Source organism: Ferrovibrio sp., assembly GCF_029255545.1.
Taxonomy (GTDB): domain Bacteria; phylum Pseudomonadota; class Alphaproteobacteria; order Ferrovibrionales; family Ferrovibrionaceae; genus Ferrovibrio.
Genome location: NZ_JANLJJ010000088.1, coordinates 6,518 through 23,830 on the forward strand (window position 1 = coordinate 6,518; position 17,313 = coordinate 23,830).

16 protein-coding genes are annotated in these 17,313 nt (G+C 63.0%); 1 reads left to right on the forward strand and 15 read right to left on the reverse strand.

From position 1 onward, the window contains the following. The 15 genes from Q1J79_RS17140 to Q1J79_RS17210 form a co-directional block, all read right to left on the reverse strand. Nucleotides 1–330, reverse strand: a 330-nt coding sequence (locus tag Q1J79_RS17140; protein ID WP_300302747.1) for a cytochrome c-type biogenesis protein, incomplete at its 3' end; no start/stop codon positions are given. Next, nucleotides 324–878, reverse strand: coding sequence for a DsbE family thiol:disulfide interchange protein (locus Q1J79_RS17145; RefSeq protein WP_300302749.1), 555 nt, complete (start codon nucleotides 876–878; stop codon nucleotides 324–326). The genes Q1J79_RS17140 and Q1J79_RS17145, both read right to left, overlap by 7 nt. Nucleotides 879–887: 9 nt before the next feature. After that, on the reverse strand, nucleotides 888–2,867 hold the full coding sequence (locus Q1J79_RS17150) for a heme lyase CcmF/NrfE family subunit (RefSeq protein WP_300302751.1): 1,980 nt from the start codon (nucleotides 2,865–2,867) through the stop codon (nucleotides 888–890). After that, on the reverse strand, nucleotides 2,864–3,331 hold the full coding sequence (ccmE, locus tag Q1J79_RS17155) for a cytochrome c maturation protein CcmE (RefSeq protein WP_300302769.1): 468 nt from the start codon (nucleotides 3,329–3,331) through the stop codon (nucleotides 2,864–2,866). Before ccmE ends, Q1J79_RS17150 begins: the two co-directional genes overlap by 4 nt. A 4-nt stretch (nucleotides 3,332–3,335) precedes the next feature. Next, nucleotides 3,336–3,533: a heme exporter protein CcmD gene (gene ccmD / locus Q1J79_RS17160; protein WP_300302753.1), complete on the reverse strand. Its 198-nt coding sequence runs from the start codon at nucleotides 3,531–3,533 to the stop codon at nucleotides 3,336–3,338. A gap of 73 nt (nucleotides 3,534–3,606) precedes the next feature. Continuing rightward, a complete protein-coding gene (locus Q1J79_RS17165; protein WP_300302771.1) occupies nucleotides 3,607–4,338 on the reverse strand; it encodes a heme ABC transporter permease in 732 nt (243 codons plus the stop codon). Between the two features lie 24 nt (nucleotides 4,339–4,362). Continuing rightward, a complete protein-coding gene (gene ccmB / locus Q1J79_RS17170) occupies nucleotides 4,363–5,028 on the reverse strand; it encodes a heme exporter protein CcmB (RefSeq protein WP_300302773.1) in 666 nt (221 codons plus the stop codon). Further along, on the reverse strand, nucleotides 5,028–5,630 hold the full coding sequence (gene ccmA, locus Q1J79_RS17175; protein ID WP_300302755.1) for a heme ABC exporter ATP-binding protein CcmA: 603 nt from the start codon (nucleotides 5,628–5,630) through the stop codon (nucleotides 5,028–5,030). The genes ccmB and ccmA overlap by 1 nt, the downstream gene beginning before the upstream one ends. 45 nt (nucleotides 5,631–5,675) lie before the next feature. Continuing rightward, nucleotides 5,676–7,007 carry a phenylacetate--CoA ligase family protein gene (locus tag Q1J79_RS17180; RefSeq protein WP_367183001.1) on the reverse strand — a complete coding sequence of 444 codons (1,332 nt, stop codon included), beginning with the start codon at nucleotides 7,005–7,007 and terminating at the stop codon, nucleotides 5,676–5,678. Nucleotides 7,008–7,033: 26 nt separating this feature from the next. Then, nucleotides 7,034–7,873 carry an ABC transporter ATP-binding protein gene (locus tag Q1J79_RS17185; protein ID WP_300302757.1) on the reverse strand — a complete coding sequence of 280 codons (840 nt, stop codon included), beginning with the start codon at nucleotides 7,871–7,873 and terminating at the stop codon, nucleotides 7,034–7,036. A gap of 73 nt (nucleotides 7,874–7,946) precedes the next feature. Further along, nucleotides 7,947–9,257: an ABC transporter substrate-binding protein gene (locus Q1J79_RS17190; protein WP_300302759.1), complete on the reverse strand. Its 1,311-nt coding sequence runs from the start codon at nucleotides 9,255–9,257 to the stop codon at nucleotides 7,947–7,949. 115 nt (nucleotides 9,258–9,372) lie between these two features. Beyond that, a complete protein-coding gene (locus Q1J79_RS17195; protein ID WP_300302761.1) occupies nucleotides 9,373–10,437 on the reverse strand; it encodes a branched-chain amino acid ABC transporter permease in 1,065 nt (354 codons plus the stop codon). A 19-nt stretch (nucleotides 10,438–10,456) separates the two neighbouring features. Beyond that, on the reverse strand, nucleotides 10,457–11,341 hold the full coding sequence (locus tag Q1J79_RS17200) for a branched-chain amino acid ABC transporter permease (protein ID WP_300302763.1): 885 nt from the start codon (nucleotides 11,339–11,341) through the stop codon (nucleotides 10,457–10,459). Between the two features lie 13 nt (nucleotides 11,342–11,354). After that, on the reverse strand, nucleotides 11,355–12,146 hold the full coding sequence (locus Q1J79_RS17205) for an ABC transporter ATP-binding protein (RefSeq protein WP_300302765.1): 792 nt from the start codon (nucleotides 12,144–12,146) through the stop codon (nucleotides 11,355–11,357). A gap of 6 nt (nucleotides 12,147–12,152) precedes the next feature. Continuing rightward, complete coding sequence (locus tag Q1J79_RS17210) at nucleotides 12,153–14,132, reverse strand: AMP-binding protein (RefSeq protein WP_300302767.1); 1,980 nt, start codon at nucleotides 14,130–14,132, stop codon at nucleotides 12,153–12,155. 551 nt (nucleotides 14,133–14,683) lie between these two features. On the opposite strand from Q1J79_RS17210, the gene acnA reads away from it, so the two are divergent. Next, the coding region (gene acnA / locus Q1J79_RS17215) for an aconitate hydratase AcnA (protein ID WP_300302777.1) at nucleotides 14,684–17,313 on the forward strand (2,630 nt) is incomplete at its 3' end.

The following is a 17,313-nucleotide window of genomic DNA, read 5'->3' on the forward strand; positions in this document are numbered from 1 at the left end:
TGCCGGGCCGAGCCAGAGCAGCAGGTTCTGCAGGTTGAAGCGCGGTTTCAGCAGAACCCATTCACCGTAGCGAGCCACCAGGTAATCGAGGACAGCCTGGTCGCTGTCGCCGGCGAGGATGCGCTCGCGCACGATGCGCCGCAGGTCGCGCGCCAGCGGCGCGTTGGAATCCTCGATCGACTGGTTCTGGCAGACCAGGCAGCGCAATTCGCGGGAGACCTCGCGCGCGCGCAGTTCCAGCGCCGGATCGGCAAGGCGATCGTCCAGATGCTGGGCCATGGCCGGCATCACAGCCAAAAGAGCGAGCAGAAAGACGATGCGATTCAGCATTTTACCTTGCTTGGCTGTCCGGCTTTCAGATCGCGCAGCAACGGGCGGATTTTATTGTCGAGGTCCCAGTCAGTCAGCGGGCCGACATGCTTGCACACGATATTGCCGCCGCCATCGACCACAAAGGTTTCCGGCACGCCGTAGACACCCCAGTCGATGCCGACCCGACCATTGCGGTCGGCGCCGGTGCGGGTAAAGGGGTCGCCGAGCTGGTCGAGCCATTTCGCCACGTCGGCCGGATCGTCCTTGTAGTTGAGGCCATGCACCGGGGCGATGCCGTCGCGCTTGAGCGCCAGCAGCAACGGATGCTCGACCCGGCAGGGTACGCACCAGGAGGCGAACACGTTCACCACGCTGGGCTCACCGGTTTTCAGGTCGGCCGTGGCCAGCCCCAGCGTGCGGCCCTGCACCGGCGGCAACGAGAATTCCGGCACCGGCTTGCCGATCAGGGCCGAGGGAATCTCGCGCGGATTGAGCGTGAGGCCGATGGCAAGACCAAGGCCAACCAGCAGGAACAGGACAAGCGGAACCAGATAAGCGAGACGCATGAAGCAGTCCTATTCGGCCGCGGATGGCGCGGCCTGACGCCGGCGCACCGGCGCGCCGACGCGATGCCGGCGATCAGACAGCGACAGCACACCACCGAAGGCCATCACCAGAGCACCAAGCCATATCCAGGACACCAGCGGCTTCCAATACAGCCGCACGGCCCATCCGCGCTGGGCATCGCCCTCGCCCACCACGGCATAGAGATCAGCCACCGGCGACGGCCGGATGGCGGCCTCGGTGGTTTCCATCGGCGGCTGCTGGTAGCGGCGCTGGGCCGGGCGCATCTCGCGCACCACGCGGCCCGCTTCCAGCACCTCAAAACGGCCCTGCTGGGCGGTGTAGTTCGGCCCCTTGATCGGCGTGACGCCAAGAAAGCGGTATTCCACGGGGCCGACTTTCGCGATCTCACCCGGCTTCATCACCTGCTGTACCTCGACCTGCCAGGTCTCGGATACGGTGATGCCAAGCACCAGCATGGCGACGCCCAGATGTGCTACCGTCATGCCCCAGGCGGCACGTGGCAGGAAACGGGCGCGGTTCATCGTCTCGGAGACCGGCGCCGAAAACAGCTTCACGCGCAAGGCCACTTCGCAAAGCGCGCCAATGCCGAGCCAGGCGCCCAGACCGAGGCCCAGCAGGCTATAGAAATTTCTGGCATCCATCAGCCACAGGCCAAGGCCAAGCGCGACCAGCACGGCAATCGCCGCCGGCACAAGACGCTGCAACGCAGCCGCCAGATCGCCGCGTTTCCAGGCCAGCATCGGTCCAATCGCGACGGCGGCGACCAGTGGCACCATCAGTGGCACGAACACGGCATTGAAATATTGCGGGCCGACCGACACCTTCGCACCACTGATCGCATCGAGCGCCAGCGGATAGAGCGTGCCGAGCAGCACGGCGGCGCATGCAACAGCCAGCAGCAGATTGTTGAGCACCAGCGCACCCTCGCGGCTCAGGGGCGCGAAGACACCAACCGCCTGCAGAGCCGGCGCACGGAAGGCATACAGCGCGAGGCTGCCGCCGACCACGATGCCAAGGAAAACCAGGATGAAGACGCCGCGGGTCGGATCGGTGGCGAAGGCATGCACCGAATTGATCACGCCCGAACGCACCAGGAAGGTGCCGAGCAGGCTGAGTGAAAAAGTCAGGATGGCGAGCAGGATGGTCCAGCTTTTCAGCGTGTCGCGCTTTTCCACCACGATGGCGGAATGCAGCAAGGCCGTACCGGCCAGCCAGGGCATGAAAGAGGCGTTCTCCACCGGATCCCAGAACCACCAGCCGCCCCAGCCCAGTTCGTAATAGGCCCACCAGGAACCAAGCGCGATGCCGAGCGTGAGGAAGCACCAAGCCGCCAACGTCCATGGCCGCACCCAGCGCGCCCATGCCGGATCGACGCGGCCTTCGATCAGCGCGGCAACGGCAAACGAAAACGCCACCGAGAAACCGACATAGCCGAGATAGAGAAACGGCGGATGGAAGGCGAGGCCCGGATCCTGCAGCAGCGGATTGAGACCACGGCCCTCCAGCGGCGGCGGCAACAGCCGGCTGAACGGATTGGAGGTAAACAGAATGAAGGCGAGAAAACCGACGCCAATCAGGCCCTGCACGCTGAGCACGCGGGCCTTCAGCGTGGCCGGCAAGTTGCCGCCGAACACAGCCACTGCGGCGCCGAAGATTACCAGGATCAGGATCCAGAGCAGCAGCGAACCCTCGTGATTGCCCCAGACGCCGCTGATCTTGTAAAGCATCGGTTTAAGGGTATGGGAATTCTCGGCCACATTGAGCACCGAGAAATCCGAGGTCACGTAAGCATAGGTGAGGCAACCGAAAGCGAAGGCGACCAGCACGGCCTGACCGAGCGCCGCCTGCGGCGCCAGCGCGATCCAGTTGTCGATGCCGCGGGCGGCTCCAATCAGCGGCAGGATGCCCTGCACGAGCGCCAGACAGAGCGCGAGGATCAGGGCAATATGGCCAAATTCGGCGATCATGAGCCGGGTTTCACCAGTTTGAGATGGTCGCCGTTATTCTCGTGCCACTGGCCGGATTTCTTCAGCGCATCGGCCACTTCCGGTGGCATATAATTCTCGTCATGCTTGGCCAGCACTTCGGCGGCAATGAAACGCCCCTGCCTATCCAGCTTGCCATTGGCCACCACGCCCTGCCCCTCGCGGAACAGGTCTGGCAGGATGCCGGTATAGCTGACGCGGACTTCATGGCGCAGGTCGGTGACAGTGAATTCGGTAACGAGGCCATCCCGCTTCACGCTGTCCTGCAGCACCAGGCCGCCGATGCGGAAGCGCTTGTCAGGCGGCAACTGTTTTTCCACCACGTCGGACGGGCTGTGGAAAAAGACCAAGTTCTCGTTAAAAGCAGATAGCACCAGAGTAACGGCAATGCCGAGACCTGCGACCAGCCCCAATACGGCCAGCAGGCGCTTGCGCTTGCGCGACATGCCCTTACGCACCGCGGCGCCCTTCGTTGTCACGACCAGCCTCCTGCCGGGCTTCGGCATGCTCACGCTCGGCCGCTTTCATGCCCAGACGGCTCTGCAGGGCAAGGCCGAGCAACAGGGCCACGGCCACGGCAAAGGACAGCCAGACGAAGGCGGCATGGCCGCCCATGGCCAGAAAATCGCCGAGCGATGACCAATACACGAGTTAACCCTTTGGTTCCCTTGACCCCTGCGGCCAATAGCCGGGTGAAAATATAGTCTTCGCCGCCGGACGGCTAGCCCGCGCGGCGATCGGTCGCGGCTGAAAAGCGCAGGATGCGGGCCTGGCGCTGCAGGATTTCCGCCCTAACGCGCAGGCTAAGCACCCAGACGTAGTAGCCCTTGGCGCCAATAGCGGTGATCAGCAGCGGCCAGAGGATATCCGGGTGGATTTTCGGCCCCGCCAAGGTCATTACGCTGGCCGGCTGGTGCAGGGTGTTCCACCAGTCGACTGAAAACTTGATGATCGGCAGGTTGACGGCGCCGACTAGGGCCAGGATGGCGGCGGCGCGGCCGGCGCGGCTGGGGTCGTCGAAGGCCTCCCACAGCGCGATATAGCCGAGATACAGGAAAAACAGGATCAGCATCGAGGTGAGTCGGGCATCCCAGACCCACCAGGTGCCCCACATCGGCTTGCCCCAGAGCGAGCCAGTGATCAGGCAGATCAGGGTGAAGGCAGCCCCCACCGGCGCCGAGGCCTTGGCCGCCAGTTCGGCCACCGGGTGGCGCCAGATCAGCGCCGTGGCCGAGGCCACGGCCATGGCGGCATAGATGAACATCGCCATCCAGGCGGCCGGCACATGGATATACATGATCCGCACCGTCTCGCCCTGCTGGTAATCCGGCGGCGAATACAGCAGGCCCCAACCCAGGCCAACAACAAGCCCGATCACGGCAACCGCTGCCGCATAAGGGCGGATGGCACCCATCAGGCGCAGAAAGCGGGCGGGATTGGCAAGCGCATGCAGCATGGGGCGTTTATAGGGCCGGGCTCATTCCAAGGCCAGCTTGATCGCCCCGGCAATGGCAAAGGGGCTGAGCGTCAGGGTGCCGGCCAGGAAGGCCCCCAGCAACAGCAGATGCGGCGATGCCGTCAGGCCATAACTGGCGGCCTCGACCGCGCCGACACCGAAAATCAGCACGGGGATCACTAACGGCAATGTGATCAGCGGCACCAGCACGGCGCCACGCCGCGCGCCCAGGGTGAGCGCCGCACCGATGGCGCCAATCAGGCTGAGGCTCGGCGTGCCGAGCAGCAGAGCCAGCAGCAGCACCGGCATGACCGCCAGATCCATCTGCATCATCACTGCCAGCAGCGGCGCGATCATGGTAAGCGGCAGGCCGGTGGTGAGCCAATGCGCCAGGGTCTTGGCCAGCGCAACAAGGCCAAGCGGCAACGGCGCCTGGGCCAACAGGTCGAGCGTGCCGTCTTCCTGGTCGGTCTGGAACAGGCGGTCGAGCGAAAGCATCGCCGCCAGCAAAGCCGCCACCCAGATCACACCGGCGGCGATACGGGCGAGAATCTGCGGCTCGGGGCCAACGCCGAGGGGAAACAGGCTGACCGCCAGCACGAAGAACAGCAGCGTCGTCATCATGGCGCCCTGGGCGCCGAAACCCAACCGCAGGTCGCGGCCGACGATGGCCAGGAAAACCTTCATCATGACAGGCGGCCTTCCGGCAGGTCGAGCCGGCGCGCATCGGGCAGCGGCACATCAACATGGCTGGCCAGGATCACCATGCCGCCGCTGGTGCGATGCGTAGCCAGCACCCCGCCCAGCCAGGCGACGGCTGCGGTGTCCAATGCGTTGGTGGGTTCATCCAGCAGCCACAGATCGGCCGGTGCGACCAGCAGCCGCGCCAGCGCCAGGCGGCGTTTCTGCCCGGCCGAGAGATAGCGGCCCGGCAGGCGGCGCTGGCGCGACAGGCCGGCGGCCTCCAGCGCGGCGACGGATTGCCGCTGCGCCTCCGCATCGTCGAGGCCCAGCAGGCGGGCCCAGAAGACCAGATTGTCTTCGGTGCTGAGCTGCGGCTTCACGGCATCCTGGTGGCCAACATAGAACAGCCGTGCTTCTTCGTCCCGGAGCACCCGCCCGCTGGCAGCCGGAAGGAAGCCGGCCAGCAGGCGCAGCAGGCTGGATTTGCCGCTGCCATTCGGGCCGCGCAGCAACAACGCCTCGCCAGCCGCGAGACGGAAATTCACATCGGAAAAGAGCTGACGCTCGCCGCGAATGCAGACGAGCCCTTCGACCGCCAACGCCATGATGCGGCGGAGTGTAACCGTTTCAGTGGCTTACTGGCCAGAGTCTCACTGATAAGTGCGGAGATCGGCGATGACCTTGCCGTCATTTGGCAGACTGCCGGCCGCTACCACCTCGACATGGCCACGCAGCTTGCACACGGCCTGGAAGCTTTCCGCCGCCGCCTTGGCCAGCTTTTCGGCCTCAACGGTCGAGACATGGCCCCTGGCCTCGATCTTCAGCACCATGGCATCGAGGTTGTTCTCAGAGCTGACCTCCAGCCGGGCGCGGGCGATTTCCGGATGCCGCGCCACCACCTGGCCGATCTGACCCGGGGTGACGAACATGCCCTTTACCTTGGTCGTCTGGTCGGCCCGGCCCATCCAGCCCCTGATACGGGTATTGGTGCGACCGCAGGGACTGATGCCGGGCAGGATCGCCGACAGGTCGCCAGTGGCGAAGCGGATCATCGGATAGACCGGGTTGCCCAACACGGTAACCACCACCTCACCCACTTCGCCCGGCGCCACCGGATCGCCGGTGCCCGGCCGCACGATCTCGACGATCACATCCTCGTCGAGGATCATGCCGTCCATGGCGCGCGACTCATAGGCGATCAGGCCGAGTTCGGCAGTACCGTAAGATTGTAGCACATCGGTGCCAAGCTGTTTCAACTCGGCGCGCAGGGATGGCGGCAGCGCCTCGCCGCCGACCAGGCCCTTCTTGAGGGAGGTGGCCGGCTTGCCGGCTTCCTTCGCCTTCTCAAGCAGAATCTTGAGGAAGGACGGCGTGCCGCAATAGACACGCGGCTGCAACTGCATGATGGCATCAAGCTGCAGTTCGGTATTGCCAACGCCGGCCGGAAAGACCGGGCAACCAATCGCATGGGCCGAGCCTTCAGTCATGCGCCCTGCCGGCGTGAGGTGATAGGAAAAGGTATTGTGCACCAGATCGCCGGGGCGGCAGCCGGCCGCCCACATGGCGCGAGCGAAGCGCCAGGGGTCCTTCACCTTCGGCGTCGCGCGACCATAGGCTTCATAGAGCGGGCCGGGCGACTGGAAGACATTGGCGATGTCTGATGGCTTGCCGACGAGCAGTCCGCCCAGCGGCGGCACGGCCTTCTGGCGCGGGGCGAGATCGGATTTGCGCGTGACCGGAAGTTTCGCCAAGGCGGCCAGCGAGGTGACCTTCGCCGGCTTTACATCCTTCAAAATCTCGCGGTAATACGGGCTGGCCTTCTTGGCATGAGCGATCAGCGCCTGCAGGGCGGCGACCTGGCTTTTCAACCGCGCCGCCTGGGAACGAGTTTCGCGCTTGTCGAAGTATTCGTCGGCCCGCACTTTAAGTTTGGGTGTCTTTGCCGCCTTCGCCCCGGCCTTTGGTTTGCTCGCTCGCGCCACAACAGTCTCCTGGGGTTTCGGTACGATCAGGCCAGCCAGCGCTTGCGCCGGCGGTAATGTTTCACATCGCGGAAGCTGCGGCGACCGCCAGCGCCAAGGCCAAGATAGAATTCCTTCACATCGGCATTCTCGCGCAGGGCCGAGGCCTCGCCATCCATTACGATGCGGCCATTCTCAAGGATATAACCGTAATCGGCATAGCGCAGCGCCATATTGGTATTCTGCTCGGCAACCAGGAAGCTGACCCCGGTTTCCTTGTTCAGTTTGTGCACGATCTCAAAGATTTCCTCGACCAGCTGCGGCGCCAAGCCCATCGAGGGTTCGTCCAGCAGGATGGTATCGGGTTTGCTCATCAGCGCGCGGCCGATCGCCGTCATCTGCTGTTCACCGCCTGAGGTATAGCCGGCAACCGATTTGCGGCGCACCTTCAGGCGCGGGAAATACGTGTAGACCTTCTCAAGATCCTGCGCGATTGCCTTGCCGCCATCGGCGCGGGTGAAGGCACCGGTCATCAGGTTTTCCTCGACCGTGAGGTGGGCGAAGCAATGACGCCCCTCCATCACCTGGATCAGGCCCTTCTTGACCAGGGCGGAGGGGTTGAGCTGGTCAACCCGCTCGCCGTGATAGTCGATATGGCCCTTGGTGATGTCGCCACGCTCGGCGCGTAGCAGATTGGAAATCGCCTTCAGCGTGGTGGTCTTGCCGGCGCCGTTGGCGCCCAGCAGGGCCACGATACCGCCCTTGGGCAATTGCAGCGACACGCCCTTCAGCACGAGGATCACGTGATTGTAGATCACCTCGATGTTGTTGACGGAAAGCAGCGGCTGGGCGGCAGCGGTCGGCTGGGCGGCGGTCTGGGCAGTCATGGACGGATCCGTTCAGCGGAAGCGGAAAAGAAGAAATCCCCTGCCGGCGAACCGGCAGGGGATGGCGTCGTGATTACGACTTAACGCAAGTGCGGGACGCGATGTTCTTCTCGCGGGCATAGGTTTCCGCATCGCGCAGGTACAGCGGCCACAGCTTCTGGTTTTCCGGCAGAATCCAGTCGCTGACCGGCTTCCACTGATCGCCCTGCCACTGCACGACGAGGATCTTGCCGTCACCCAGATGGTTGTCGCAGGCCAGCTTGAGCGGCTGCAGGAAGCCCTTCAGGCCGAGCTTGTCGATGCTGGCGTCAGTCAGGTTGATCGCCTCAAAGCCGTCACGCGACTGCTCGCCGTTCATCACCTTGCCCTTGCCATGCTTTTCCTGAGCGGCACGCAGGGCCTCGATAGTGAACATCGCATTGGCGGCGCCACGCAGATAGCCGATTTCGCCGAAATGCTTGCCGTTCTGCGAGGCCTTGCCCTTGTCGACCAGGAACTTCTTCATATCCTTGAGGACCTGAAGGTCCTTGGAGGCGCCGTGGAAGCTTAGGCCCTTGTAACCCTTCGCCGCCGGACCGGCCGCCTGGACATCGCTGTCCTGGCTCGACCACCAGATGCCGAGCATCTTCTCGCGCGGGAAACCGACCGCCGCCGCTTCCTTCAACGACACGGCATTCATCGCGCCCCAGCCCTGCAGATAAACATAGTCGGGACGCATCTGGCGGATCTGCAGCCAAATCGACTTCTGCTCCAGACCCGGTGCCGGCACCGGCACCAGTTCCAGCTTGAAGCCGAGCTCCTCGGCATAGTTCTGGAAGACCGGGATCGGCTCCTTGCCGTAGGCGATGTCGATATAGACATAGGCAACCTTCTTGCCCTTCATCTTGTCCTTGCCACCCAGTTCCTTAGCAATGTACTGGATGCCGGCCGAGGCACCGCCCCAGTAGGTGGCGGGCGCGGTGAACACCCAGGGGAAGATGTTGCCGACGGTGGCCGACGCGCGGCCATAGCCCATCGAGAAGATCACCGACTTGTCGGTCGGCGCGCGGTCGATCAGGGCGTAGGTGATGCCGGTGGAATACGGGCTGAAGATGGTGCCGCCCAGCGCCTTGAGACGCTCGTAGCATTCAACGCCGCGCTCGGTGTTGTACTGCGTCTCGCATTCCTCGACGCGGAGCTTGACGCCATTCAGGCCGCCGTCGCGCTCGTTCATCAGGTTGACGTAATCAACAAAGCCGTCCGCGACAGGAATACCGCTCGGCGCGTACGGGCCGGTACGATAGACCATCGACGGAATCACCTGCTCCTGGGCCACGGCGACAGCGGCGCCGCCGGCCAGGGACGCGCCCAGAACAAGGGACGCAATCCATTTGGTTGCCTTCATCTCTTTTGTCCTCCCGGTTTTGACCCGCCTCTTCCGACGGGCGTTGGTATTAACCTAGCATGCTGAAAACGCGGCACAACACGGTTTCGGCGCGCCAGGCGCCTTTCCGTTCCCGTTAATAGGGGAACGGCCAGATCCGGAGCTTTTCCTTGGTGATCTGCCAGAGCCGGGCCAGGCCATGCGGCTCGACGATCAGGAAGATCACGATCAGGGCGCCGAACACCATGAATTCCAGATGCGACACCAGCGCCGTCGACAGGTCGAAGCCCAGCATCGGCGGCACCCGGGTCAGGAAAATCGGCACCAGCAGGATGAAGAAGGCACCCAGGAAACTGCCCAGGATGGAGCCCAGACCGCCGATGATAATCATGAACAGCACCTGGAACGACATGGTGATGGTGAACCCATCAGGCTCAGCCGAGCCGAGATAGACGAACAGGTACAATGCTCCGGCGATACCGATGAAAAATGACGACACCGCAAAGGCAGTCAGCTTGGCCACCACCGGGCGGATGCCGATGATTTCGGCCGCGATATCCATGTCGCGGATCGCCATCCACTGACGGCCAGGATTGCTGCGCACTAAGTTCTTCGCCGCCAGCGCCAGCAACGTCACAACGCCCAGCGCGAACAGGTATTTCTCCATCGGAGTATCAATCGACCAGCCGAACAGGGTGAGCTGCGGCGCGGTAATCACGCCGGAAGCGGCATGGTTGGTGAACCAGCTGATCTTGACGAACAGCCAGGGCAGGAAGAACTGCGCGGCCAGCGTGGCGACCGCAAGATAGAAACCCTTGATACGCAGTGATGGCAGGCCGAAGAACATGCCGACTGCAGCCGTCACCAAGCCGGCCAGCGCAAAGACAACCAGGATGTTCAGATCGGGAACGCGGGTGGCCAGATTCCAGGCCGCGACCGCGCCAACGCCCATGAAGGCGCTGGTACCCAGCGACAATTGGCCACAATAGCCGGTCAGGATATTCAGCCCCAGGGCCGCCAGCGCCAGGCAGAGGAAGGGGATCAGCAGTGCCGTGTAAATGTAGTTGGTCGCCACCAGCGGGATGCCGACGAACGCCGCCAGCATCAGCAGGGCGAAGAAAACCCGGTCTTGCGGAATGGTGAAGATGGCCTGATCAGCGCGGTAGCTGGTCTTGTACTGGCCGGATTCGCGATAGAACATGACCTGTTTCCCCTCGCCCCTACACGCGCTCGATAATCTTTTCGCCGAACAGGCCCTGCGGCCGGATCAGCAGGAAGCCCAGGGCGAGCACATAGGCGAACCAGTTTTCGATGCCGCCGCCGAATAACGGGCCGATATATACCTCGGCCAGCTTCTCGCCGGCGCCGATGATCAGGCCACCGAGAATGGCACCCGGGATCGAGGTGAAGCCGCCGAGGATCAGCACCGGCAGGGCCTTCAGCGCCAGCGACACGATGGCCGGCTGCACGCCGAGCTTGGACCCCCACATCACGCCGGCAACCAGCGCGACCAACCCGGCAATCGCCCAGACGATAATCCAGATTACGTTGAGCGGGATGCCGACCGACTGCGCGGCCTGATGGTCATCGGCCACGGCGCGCAAAGCCCGGCCGATCCGCGTCTTCTGGAACACCACCAGGATGGCCAGCAGAGTGCCGGCAACCAAAGCAGCCCAAAGGTCGAAGGACTGGATCAGAATATCGCCATCAAGCAGGAAGATCGGATCGGTCGGGATGCCGATATCGAGCTGGCGCACATTGCTGCCCCAGATGGTCTGGCCGAATCCGTCCAGAAAAAACGACACGCCGATCGTGGCCATGAACAGGATGATGCCTTCCTGGTTGACCAGATGCCGCAGCACCAGCCGTTCGATCACACCAGCCAGCAGCACCATCACGGCGATGGTGAGCAGGAGGGAAACCACCATCGGCATGCCGAGCTCCATGAAGCCGACGAAAAACAACCCGGCAAACAGCACCATGGCTCCCTGGGCGAAATTGAACACGCCCGACGCCTTGAAGATCAGCACGAAACCAAGCGCGACCAGGGAATACATCACGCCGGCCATCAGGCCGCCGATCAGGACTTCGAAGAAAAACGCCATCCCGCACGCCCCCTTAATGCTGTACGCCGAGATAGGCGTCGATCACCGCCTGATTGTTCTTCACGTCCTCGGGCGCGCCATCGCCGATCTTGCGGCCGTAATCGAGCACCACCACACGGTCGGAAATATCCATCACCACGCCCATATCGTGCTCGATCAGGCAGATCGTGGTGCCGAATTCGTCATTGACATCGAGGATGAAGCGACACATGTCCTGCTTCTCCTCCAAGTTCATGCCGGCCATCGGCTCGTCGAGCAGCAACAGGGTCGGCTCGGCAGCCAGCGCACGCGCCAACTCGACACGCTTCTGCAGGCCGTAGGGCAACCGTCCGACCGGCACCTTGCGGATCGCCTGGATTTCCAGGAAATCGATGATCTTTTCGCAATACTCGCGATGCTGAATCTGCTCACGCTCGGCCGGCCCCTTATAGATGGCCGAAGACAGCAGGCCGGCTTTCATCTTGAGCAGGCGACCGGTCATGATGTTGTCCAGCGTCGACATGCCCTTGAACAGGGCGATATTCTGGAAGGTGCGGGCAATGCCGTGACTGGCCGCCTCATGTGGCCGCATCTGTTTGCGCGCCTCGCCGCGGAAGGTGATGGTGCCCTGCTGCGGGTGATAGAAACCGTTGATGCAGTTCAACATCGACGATTTGCCGGCGCCGTTGGGACCAATGATGGCGAGGATCTCGTGCTCACGAATCTCGAAGCTGATATCGGTCAGCGCCTTAACGCCGCCAAAGGATAGGCTGATATTGTCGACCTTCAGCAGGGTCGGGCCGATTTTCTTCTGTGCAATCGTCATGTGATCTCAGCCCGCCTTACTCATTGCGGCATAAGTCTCTGCATTGGCGACCTTCAGATTCGCCTTGAAGGTGCCGGTGCGGCCATCTTCGAAGGTGATCTTTGCTTCCACCGCGATCGAATCGCGATCGGAATACAGCGCCTCGATCAGTTCTCCATAGCGGTCGGCGATGATGCGGCGGCGCACCTTGCGGGTGCGAGTCAGCTCGCCATCATCGGCATCCAGCTCCTTGTGCAGGATCAGGAAGCGCCTGATCTGGCTGGCGGCCATGCTGCTGTCCGACGAGAGGTCGCGGTTGACCTTCTCGATGCAGCCCTTGATCAGGTTATAGACCTCGAGCCGGCCGGCCAGATCGGAATAGGACGTATAGGCGATGCCGTTCCGTTCGGCCCAGGAACCGACCGCCGCAAGATCGATGTTGATGAACGCCGCAGCATAGTCCCGCTTGTCGCCGAAGGCCACCGCCTCCTTGATGTAGGGGAAGAATTTCAGCTTGTTTTCAAGGTATTTCGGCGCCAGCAGCGAGCCGTCATTGAGACGGCCGACATCCTTGGCGCGGTCGATAATGCGCAGATGGCCATTATCGGTGAACACGCCGGCATCACCGGTATGCACCCAGCCTTCCGGTGTTTTGGTTTCCGCCGTGGCCTCGTCGTTCTTGTAATAGCCGACGAAAACGCCCGGGCTGCGATAGAGCACCTCGCCGCTGGTCGGGTCGATTTTCAATTCGACGCCCGGCGCCGGCGGCCCGACCGTATCCGGATTCACATCCGTGTCGGTATGCATGCACAGATAGACCGTGCATTCGGTCTGGCCATAAAGCTGCTTCAGGTTGATACCCAGCGCGCGGAAGAAATCGAAAATATCCGGGCCGATCGCCTCGCCGGCGGTATAGGCCAGCCGCAGCCGCGACATGCCCAGCACGTTCTTGAGCGGGCCATAGACCAGCAGGTCACCCAGGGCATAAAGCAGCCGGTCGGTCAGCGAAACCGGCTTGCGTTCCAAGATCGCGCAGCCCACCCTCTTTGCCACACCGATGAAGTAATGGAACATGCCGCGCTTGATGGCGCTGGCATCCTCCATGCGGATCATCACGGTGGTGAGCAGGTTCTCGAAAATGCGTGGCGGCGCGAAGAAATAGGTCGGCCCCACCTCGCGCAAGTCCTGCAGCACGGTATCGGCCGATTCCGGACAATTCACGCAGAAGCCGGCGATGGCTGCCTCGGCATATGAGATGAAATTGTCGCCCACCCAGGCAATCGGCAGGTAGGCCAGAATCTCATCAGTTTCGTTGATCTTGTCGAAATTGATGGCGAGCGTGGCCGAACGAACCACGTTGTCATGGCTGAGCATGACACCCTTGGGCCGGCCGGTGGTGCCGGAGGTGTAGCAGATCAGCGAAATATCGCTGCCTTTGCCCCTGGCCATTTCTTCGTCATAAAAACCGGGATGAGCTTGGCCATAGGCCTCGCCCTCGGCCAGAACCTTCTCCAGGGCATGCAGATAGGGCTGGTCATAATGGCGCATGCCACGCGGGTCGCTGAAGATGATCATCTCCAGTTTCGGCAGGCGATCCTTGATCGAGATCAGTTTGTCGACCTGCTCCTGGTTTTCCGCCAGGGCGAACCGGACCTCGGCATGATCGATAACGTACTGCACCTCGTCGGCAACGCTGTCCTGGTAGATCGGTACAGGTACGCCGCCCAGGGCCTGGGACGCGGCGACCGACCAGTAGAGTTCCGGCCGGTTGTCGCCCACGATTGCCAGTTTATCGCCACGCTTGAAACCCAGCGCCGCCAGGCCACAGGCGAGCTGACGCACCTTGTTGGCGGCCTCGCCCCAGGTCCAGCTCTGCCAGATGCCGAGGTCCTTTTCGCGCATGGCCGGACGGTCGCGGCGATGCTGCGCGTTGTAGGCGATGAATTTCGGGATAGTATCGCGTCCCAACGGGTCGCGCCCGTCGGGCATTACCGACGTCTCGGACATTATGTCGCCTCCTGATACGCGGCGCGGCCCATGGCCGCGCCGTCGTTGTTGGCTCGTTGATAAGCGTACGGACAGTAGCCCGTCAAGGCCCGGCAGGGACCGGGCCTGAGCATGCCTCTCATTGCCTAAATTTCGACCCCGGTTGAACTTTCCTCCAGCCGAAAGAGCTTGGCAAACCCATGGTTTTGCGGCACCTATTTGCGGCATTCGATGCGGGTGCCTGCCCGCCTGACCCAGCCTTTCCCCATCTTTACGTTCCGTCACGAAAGGATCGCCCCGTGAAAGCCGCGAAGAAGACCCAGCGCAAGGCCGCCAAGGCGCGCAAGAGCCCCGCGAAAACCAAGGGCAAAAAGGTCGCCAAAAAGGCCGTGAAAGCCGCAAAATCCGCCCGCAAGGCGGTGAAGGCCGCCAAGAAGGCCGTGGCGCGCAAGGCAGCGAAGAAGGCTGTAAAGAAGAAGGTTGCAAAGAAGGCGGTTGCCGCCCGCAAGCCGGCCGCGGCCAAGAAAGCGCCAGCCAGAACCGTGACCAAAGCCGCCGGGGCCGCCCGCGCGGTGGCCATCGCCATCGGCCATGACACCCTGAAAACCCGCCGTACCCTGAAAGTCGGCAACAAAACCTACGCCTATTACAGCATCAAGGCCGCCGAGAAGGCCGGCCTGGGTGACCTGAGCCGCCTGCCTTATTCGCTGAAGGTGCTGCTGGAAAACCTGCTGCGCTATGAGGACGGCCGCAGCGTGACTGTCGACGACCTCAAGGCGGTTGCCCAGTGGCTGAAGGACAAGCGCTCGGACCGCGAGATCGCCTATCGACCGGCTCGCGTGCTGATGCAGGACTTCACCGGCGTGCCCGCAGTAGTCGACCTGGCCGCCATGCGCGATGCCATGACCAAGCTGGGCGGCGACACCAAGAAGATCAACCCGCTCTCGCCGGTCGACCTCGTCATCGACCATTCGGTGATGGTGGATTATTCGGCCGCCAAGACCGCTTTCCAGAAAAACGTGGACCTGGAATACGAGCGCAACGGCGAGCGCTACGCCTTCCTGCGCTGGGGCCAGACCGCGTTCGACAATTTCCGCGTCGTGCCGCCCGGCACCGGCATCTGCCACCAGGTGAACGTCGAATACCTCGCCCAGACCGTGTGGACCGGCATGGACGGCAAGACGGAAGTGGCCTATCCGGACACCCTGGTCGGCACCGACAGCCACACCACCATGGTGAATGGCCTGGCTGTGCTGGGCTGGGGCGTCGGCGGCATCGAGGCCGAGGCCGCCATGCTTGGCCAGCCGATCTCCATGCTGCTGCCTGAAGTGGTCGGCTTCCGCCTGTCGGGCAAGCCGAAGGAAGGCACCACCGCCACCGATCTGGTGCTGACTGTCACCCAGATGCTGCGCAAGAAGGGCGTGGTCAACAAGTTCGTCGAATTCTACGGCCCCGGCCTCGATGAACTGTCCATTGCCGACCGCTGCACCATCGCCAACATGGCGCCGGAATATGGCGCCACCTGCGGCTTCTTCCCGGTCGATGCCGAGACCATCGCCTATCTGAAGGCCAGCGGCCGCGATCCGCAGCGCGTCAAGCTGGTGGAAGCCTATGCCAAGGCGCAGGGCTTCTGGCGCACGCCGAAGGCGCCCGAGCCGGTCTTTACCGACACGCTGGAACTCGATCTCTCGACTGTCGAGCCCTCGCTGGCCGGCCCAACCCGCCCGGAAGGCCGCGTGCCGCTGAGCCGTGCCGCTGCCGAGTTCAAGGACGCGATGGCCAATTTCTACGGGAAAAAGACCGCCGTGGACTTCCGCGCCAAAGTGGAAAAGGCCAATTTCGACCTTGGCCATGGCGACGTGGTGATCGCCGCCATCACCTCCTGCACCAACACCTCGAACCCGAGCGTGCTGCTGGGGGCCGGCCTGCTGGCCCGCAATGCCCTGAAGAAGGGCCTCAAGACCAAGCCGTGGGTGAAGACCTCGCTGGCGCCGGGCAGCCAGGTAGTGACCGACTATCTTGCGAAATCGGGCCTGCAGAAACCGCTCGATGCCCTGGGCTTTCAGGTCGTTGGTTATGGCTGCACCACCTGCATCGGCAATTCCGGTCCGCTGCCAGACAACATCTCGAAGGCGATCGCCGACAATGACTTCGTGGTCGGCGCGGTGCTCTCGGGTAACCGCAACTTCGAAGGCCGCGTCCATCCGTTGACCAAGGCGAATTACCTCGCCTCGCCAATGCTGGTGGTGGCTTATGCGCTGGCCGGCAACCTCAACATCGACGTTGCCACCCAGCCGCTCGGCCATGACGCCAAGGGCAAGCCGGTCTACCTGAAGGACATCTGGCCCTCCAACAAGGAGATCGCGGCCATGGTGCGCAAGTATGTGACGCCGGCGATGTTCAAGAAGCGCTATGCCGACGTGTTCAAGGGCGATCCGCTATGGCGCAAGATCAAGGTCGGCGCCGGCCAGACCTATAGCTGGGACAAGAAGTCGACCTACGTGCAGCATCCGCCCTATTTCGAGGGCATGAGCACCACGCCGGCGCCGATCACCGATGTGAAGGGCGCGCGCGTACTGGCGATCCTGGGCGACAAGATCACCACTGACCACATCTCGCCCGCTGGCTCGATCAAGAAGGACGGCCCGGCCGGCAAGTACCTGACCGACCATCGCGTCTCCTATGCCGACTTCAACTCCTATGGCGCCCGTCGCGGCAACCACGAGGTGATGATGCGTGGCACCTTTGCCAATATCCGCCTCAAGAACGAGATGGTGCCGGGCACCGAGGGCGGCATTACCAAGCACATGCCCGACGGCGAGGTGATGTCGATCTATGACGCCGCGATGAAGTACAAGGCCAGCAGCACCCCGCTGGTGATCGTGGCCGGCAAGGAATATGGCAACGGCTCGTCGCGCGACTGGGCGGCCAAGGGCACCATCCTGCTGGGCGTGAAGGCCGTGATCGCCGAGAGCTACGAGCGCATCCACCGTTCGAACCTGGTCGGCATGGGCATCCTGCCGCTGCAGTTCCTGAACGGCATGACCCGCTTCGACCTGAAGCTGGACGGTTCGGAGAAGTTCGACATCTCGGGCATCGCCACCGGTTTGAAGCCGCGCATGAAGACCCCGGTGACCATCACCCGGGCCGACGGCTCGACCCAGACCGTGGAGGTGCTGTGCCGCATCGATACGCTGGACGA

What these genes read in the sequence shown, in the direction of transcription:
- Q1J79_RS17145 (WP_300302749.1), bottom strand. Translation starts at nt 878, where the DNA reads ATGCGTCTCGCTTATCTGGTTCCGCTTGTCCTGTTCCTGCTGGTTGGC.
- Q1J79_RS17190 (WP_300302759.1), bottom strand. Translation starts at nt 9,257, where the DNA reads ATGAAGGCAACCAAATGGATTGCGTCCCTTGTTCTGGGCGCGTCCCTG.
- ccmB (WP_300302773.1), bottom strand. Translation starts at nt 5,028, where the DNA reads ATGAAGGTTTTCCTGGCCATCGTCGGCCGCGACCTGCGGTTGGGTTTC.
- Q1J79_RS17200 (WP_300302763.1), bottom strand. Translation starts at nt 11,341, where the DNA reads ATGGCGTTTTTCTTCGAAGTCCTGATCGGCGGCCTGATGGCCGGCGTG.
- Q1J79_RS17205 (WP_300302765.1), bottom strand. Translation starts at nt 12,146, where the DNA reads ATGACGATTGCACAGAAGAAAATCGGCCCGACCCTGCTGAAGGTCGAC.
- Q1J79_RS17185 (WP_300302757.1), bottom strand. Translation starts at nt 7,873, where the DNA reads ATGACTGCCCAGACCGCCGCCCAGCCGACCGCTGCCGCCCAGCCGCTG.
- Q1J79_RS17150 (WP_300302751.1), bottom strand. Translation starts at nt 2,867, where the DNA reads ATGATCGCCGAATTTGGCCATATTGCCCTGATCCTCGCGCTCTGTCTG.
- Q1J79_RS17195 (WP_300302761.1), bottom strand. Translation starts at nt 10,437, where the DNA reads ATGTTCTATCGCGAATCCGGCCAGTACAAGACCAGCTACCGCGCTGAT.
- ccmE (WP_300302769.1), bottom strand. Translation starts at nt 3,331, where the DNA reads ATGTCGCGCAAGCGCAAGCGCCTGCTGGCCGTATTGGGGCTGGTCGCA.
- ccmA (WP_300302755.1), bottom strand. Translation starts at nt 5,630, where the DNA reads ATGGCGTTGGCGGTCGAAGGGCTCGTCTGCATTCGCGGCGAGCGTCAG.
- Q1J79_RS17210 (WP_300302767.1), bottom strand. Translation starts at nt 14,132, where the DNA reads ATGTCCGAGACGTCGGTAATGCCCGACGGGCGCGACCCGTTGGGACGC.